The organism is Achromobacter sp. DMS1 (assembly GCF_001270295.1).
Map to the genome: position 1 here is coordinate 14,877 of NZ_LHSJ01000085.1, position 4,584 is coordinate 19,460.

Consider the following 4,584-nt stretch of genomic DNA (forward strand, 5'->3'; position numbering starts at 1 on the left):
GGTCGACCAGGCAATGCAGGAGGCCAGGCAGGCCGCGGACGAAGCCAGGCAGAAGGCCAAAGAGGCCGCCGACGCGGCCCGCAAGACCGCCGCGGCGCTTGCGCTCTGGGGTTTCGCCTCCATGCTGGTGGGCGCTTTCGTGGCCAGCCTGTGCGCGACCTGGGGCGGCCGCCGCCGGGACAGCTGAGGCCGGCCTCTCGTCGGATCCGGCTGATGGTCCTCCGGCGCCGGCGGGCGGCTCGACGCTACCATAGGCGGTTTCGACGAACCGCGATCCGGGGGGAGCCATGAGCGCACAGCAAGCGCAGACGCGCAAGACCATTCCTGACATCCGCCAGGCCAAGGGGCCGGGCAAAGTGGTGGCGCTGACGGCGTACACCGCGCCCATGGCCCGCCTGCTCGATCCGCATGCGGACCTGCTGCTGGTCGGCGATTCGCTCGGCATGGTGGTGTACGGGCTGCCCAGCACCCTGGGCGTGACGCTGGATATGATGATCGCGCACGGAGCGGCCGTGGTGCGCGGTTCTTCGCTGGCTTGCGTGGTGGTGGATCTGCCGTTCGGCAGTTACCAGGCATCTCCCGCACAGGCTTTCGAGGCATCCGCCCGCGTCCTGGCCGAAACCGGGGCGCAGGCCGTCAAGCTCGAGGGCGGTGCGGAAATGGCCGATACCGTGCACTTCCTGGCGACGCGCGGCGTGCCGGTGGTCAGCCATATCGGCCTGATGCCGCAGCAGGTCCATGCCGTGGGCGGCTACAAGGCGCAGGGCATGCAGAGCGACCGCGGCGCGCGCATCGTGAGCGACGCACGGGCGCTCGAAGCCGCCGGTGCCTTTGCCCTGGTGGTCGAGTGCACCGCCGAGCCGGTCGCCCGTCAGGTGACCGAGGCCCTGCGCATCCCCGTGATCGGCATCGGCGCCTCGCCGGCCTGCGACGGACAGATCCTGGTGGTCGACGACATGATGGGCATGTCCGGCGCGCGCGTGCCGCGCTTCGTCAGGCAATACGCGCAACTGGGCGCCGAGATTTCCGGGGCCGCGGCGCGCTACGCGCAAGACGTGCGCGCCGGCGCGTTTCCGGCGGCCGAGCATTGCTTCGGGGTGGGAAACAGGAAGGCGTAGGGGAGGGGCGTGGCCCGGAAGGGGCTCTTGGGGCTCCCAGGGCTGGAGCACCCGGCGTTTTCGCGCGGGCAGGGTTCAAGAGCCCCTAGCCCCTGACGGAAAGCCCCGGCAACGAAAGCGCCAGACAAAGAAAAACGTCAGACAAAGAAAAAACGCCCACTCGCGTGGGCGCTTCGGTATTCCTTGGTGGCGCATCCCTGATTCGAACAGGGGACCTGCGGATTATGATTCCGTCGCTCTAACCGGCTGAGCTAATGCGCCATTCGTTCTTGCCCGGCCCGCGATCAACGATCCGCTATGAGCTGACCCGCTAAATGGCGGCCCTGGCTAACGAAGAAAGAAATTCTAGCACGAAAGAAAAATGCCATGCAACAGGGCGGCCCCGAAATTTTTCCGCGCCGTTTTTCTAGGCGTCGCGGGCGAGCCGGATGCCGGTGAACTGCCAGCGCGCCTCGGGCGGGAAGAAGTTGCGGTAACTGGGCCGCAGGTGGCCGCGCGGGGTGGCGCAGGAGCCGCCGCGCAGCACGTACTGGTTGCACATGAATTTGCCGTTGTACTCGCCGACGGCGCCGGGATCGGGCCGGAATCCCGGATAGGCGTCGTAGGCGCTGCAGGTCCATTCCCAGGTGTCGCCGTACATCTGCACCGGGCCGCGGTGTTCCTTGCGCGGCGGGGCGGGGCGCGGATCCAGGTGTCCGCTTTCGAGCAGGTTGGCGCGCAAGGCGTGCACGCTGGCGGGCAGGCGCCGGCAGGCATGCTCCCATTCGGCTTCGCGCGGCAGACGCACGCGCGCCCAGCGCGCGTAGGCGTCGGCCTCGTAGTAGCTGACATGAGTGACAGGGGCCTGCAATTCCAGCTCCTGCATGCCGTGCAGGGTGAAGACGCGCCACTGGTCGCGCTGGCCGTGCCAGTACAGCGGGGCCTCCCAGCCTTCGGCGCACACGCGTTCCCATCCCAACGAAAGCCAGAGCTCAGGCCGGCGGTAGCCGCCGTCGCGGATGAATTCGAGGTATTCGTGCTGGGTTACCAGCCTGTCGGCCAGGTAGTAGGGCTGCAGCAGCACCTCGTGCGCCGGCCCCTCGTTGTCGAAGGCGAAGCCCGTGCCGTCGTGGCCGATGCGCGTCGCGCGCCGTCAAAGCGCGTCCAGCCCGCCGGCGTGCCGGGCGGCAGCGCCGGCGAGCCGGCGGGCGCGTAGGCGGGCCGCAGCGGATTGGCATGGAAGAGGTGCTTGACGTCGGTGAGGATCAGCTCCTGGTGCTGCTGTTCGTGGTTCAGTCCGAGCGCCAGCAGCGCGTCGAAGGCCGGCTCTCCGCCCAGGCGGCCGATGAGGGCGCGCATGCCTTCGTCCACGTGCCGGCGGTACTCCAGGATCTCCGCCAGGGCGGGGCGCGTGAGCAGCCCGCGCTGGGGCCGCGGATGCTTGTCGCCGATCGCGTTGTAGTACGAGTTGAACAGCATGCGGTATTGCGGATGGAAGGCGGCGCGCGAAGGCAGGAAGCGGCTCAGCAGGAAGGTCTCGAAAAACCAGGTGGTGTGGGCCAGGTGCCATTTGACCGGGCTGCAGTCGGGCATGGACTGCGCCTGGCAGTCTTCCGCGCCGAGCGGCGCGGCCAACGTCATGCTGGTCGCGCGCACGGCGTCGTATTGCTCGTGCAGGCCGGGTTGGCCGGCAGCCTGGGCGGCGCCGGCGGCATGGGTGAGCAGGCAGGCGGATTCCATCGCGATCCTCCAGGAGCATGGCGGCGCGGGCCGCGTTGTTTCCGACGCCGGAGCGGGGGGCCAGAGGCGCGTTGACGGCCCTAGGCGCGGGCGCCGAACACCGAGAACCAGCCGCGCGAGTCCGACCAGTGCCGCACGCTGGCAAAGCCGGCGCGTTCGAGCAGCGCGGTAAACGCTTGCGGCGTGAACTTGTACGAGTTTTCCGTATGGATGCGCTCGCCCGCGGCGAACAGGCGTTCTCCTTCCGGCCAGGCGACGCGCACGTTCCGGCGGGCTTCCAGGTGCATTTCGATGCGGGAGCGCCGGCGGTCGAACAGCGCGACGTGGCGCCAGTCGTCCACGTCGAAATCGGCGTCCAGCACGGCGTTGACGTGCCGCAGCAGGTTCAGGTTGAAGGCGGCGGTGAGGTGCAGCGCGTCGTCGTAGGCCGGCTCCAGGATGGCGCTGGACTTGACGAGATCGACGCCGACCAGCAGCCCGCCGTCGGGGCACAAGGCGCGGATGCGTTCGAGCATGGCCAGCGCGCCGTCGGGATCCAGGTTGCCGATGCTGGAGCCCGGGTAGAAAAAAGCCTGCCGGCTTCCGGGATGTCCGCGGCAGGCTCAGCGATTGCGAGAAATCCTGGCCCAGGGGCGTGATGCGCAGCTCGGGATACGAAAGCCGCAGCCGCCGCACGGCGGCCTGCAGGTAGTCCGCCGAAATGTCCACTGGCACGTAATGCCGCGGGCGCAAGGCGGGAAACAGGCGCTCGGCCTTGGCGCAGTCGCCAGCGCCCAGGTCCACCAGGGTTTGCGCCGTGCCGGCGTGGCGCGCGATGTCCGCGCCGTGCCGTTCGAAGATCTCGGCTTCGCAGCGCGTGGGGTAGTACTCGGGAAGCTGGGTGATGGCGGAGAAGAGCGACGAGCCCAGCGCGTCGTAGAGGAACTTGGGGTCGATGTGGGCGGCCGGTCGAGCAGCCCGGCCTGCAGCTCGCGCTGGTCGGCCAGCCGGGGCAGGCGCGGCGCGGAGGCTTCCGTCGGCGGACAGGCAAGCAGCGCGGAGGGGGAAACCATGCGTTCAGCTCCTTTTCGAGGCCGGTGAAGCGCATTGCAAAAGCCTATTGTGCTTGCCGCAGGGGTTGCGGTGTCAAGCGCCCGGCTTTTCGAGCAAAGGACTTTTACGAATTCGCGGGCGCCGATGCCGGCATCGGGCCGCCGGGCGGCGCTGAAATATCGGTTTACTGCTGGTTGCCAAACCGTGGGGCGCGCTGGCGCATTTGGGGGCCACAATGCCTGCAAGGGTTCGCGTTCGCGTTCGCGCCGGCGCCGGCAGGCAGCTTGCGCCCGCGCGGCCGGACCGTCCTGCAACCGGATTGAAGGAGCGGCTATGAATCGAAAGCACCAACGCGCCGAAATGGCCTTGCATCGCGAGCGGGTCAGCGACAGCTTGCATGAGCTGCTGGCGGGCACGGAAGACCTGTTGCGTTCGACGGCTTCCTATACCGGCTCCGAGATCGAGGCGGCGCGTTCGCGCCTGAAGCGCCAGCTTGCGGACCTGCGCGATTCCGCGGGCGAATGGGAAGGGGTTGCGCGGGAGCGCGCGCGCCGCGCCCGTGCCCGCGCCGACGACTATGTGCATGAGAACGCGTGGAAATCGGTCGGCCTGGCGGCGGCTCGTGGGCATATTGGCGGGCTTCTGCCTGCTGGCGGGCAGCCGCCGCTAGGAACGGCCGCGGGCTGCGCGCCATGCACGGGGGCCGGGGCATGGG

Annotated in this window: 2 protein-coding genes, 1 tRNA gene and 4 pseudogenes; 3 read left to right on the plus strand and 4 right to left on the minus strand. The window is 69.0% G+C overall.

From position 1 onward, the window contains the following. Positions 1-187 (plus strand): annotated as a pseudogene (locus AD428_RS24895) (hypothetical protein); the annotation flags it as partial. Between the two features lie 100 nt (positions 188-287). Then, positions 288-1,118 carry a 3-methyl-2-oxobutanoate hydroxymethyltransferase gene (gene panB, locus AD428_RS11940; RefSeq protein WP_053245305.1) on the plus strand — a complete coding sequence of 277 codons (831 nt, stop codon included), beginning with the start codon at positions 288-290 and terminating at the stop codon, positions 1,116-1,118. A 184-nt stretch (positions 1,119-1,302) separates the two neighbouring features. Here the strand turns inward: panB and AD428_RS11945 are convergent. From AD428_RS11945 to AD428_RS27900, 4 genes and pseudogenes are all read right to left on the minus strand, one after another. After that, a tRNA-Met gene (locus tag AD428_RS11945) sits at positions 1,303-1,379 on the minus strand. Positions 1,380-1,524: 145 nt separating this feature from the next. Continuing rightward, positions 1,525-2,837: pseudogene (egtB, locus tag AD428_RS11950) on the minus strand (ergothioneine biosynthesis protein EgtB). Between the two features lie 80 nt (positions 2,838-2,917). Continuing rightward, complete coding sequence (locus AD428_RS27895) at positions 2,918-3,352, minus strand: L-histidine N(alpha)-methyltransferase (RefSeq protein WP_369798746.1); 435 nt, start codon at positions 3,350-3,352, stop codon at positions 2,918-2,920. A gap of 100 nt (positions 3,353-3,452) precedes the next feature. Continuing rightward, a pseudogene (locus AD428_RS27900) lies at positions 3,453-3,863 on the minus strand (L-histidine N(alpha)-methyltransferase); the annotation flags it as partial. 339 nt (positions 3,864-4,202) lie between these two features. On the opposite strand from AD428_RS27900, the pseudogene AD428_RS11960 reads away from it, so the two are divergent. Then, positions 4,203-4,539, plus strand: a pseudogene (locus AD428_RS11960) (DUF883 family protein). Positions 4,540-4,584 lie beyond the last annotated feature (45 nt).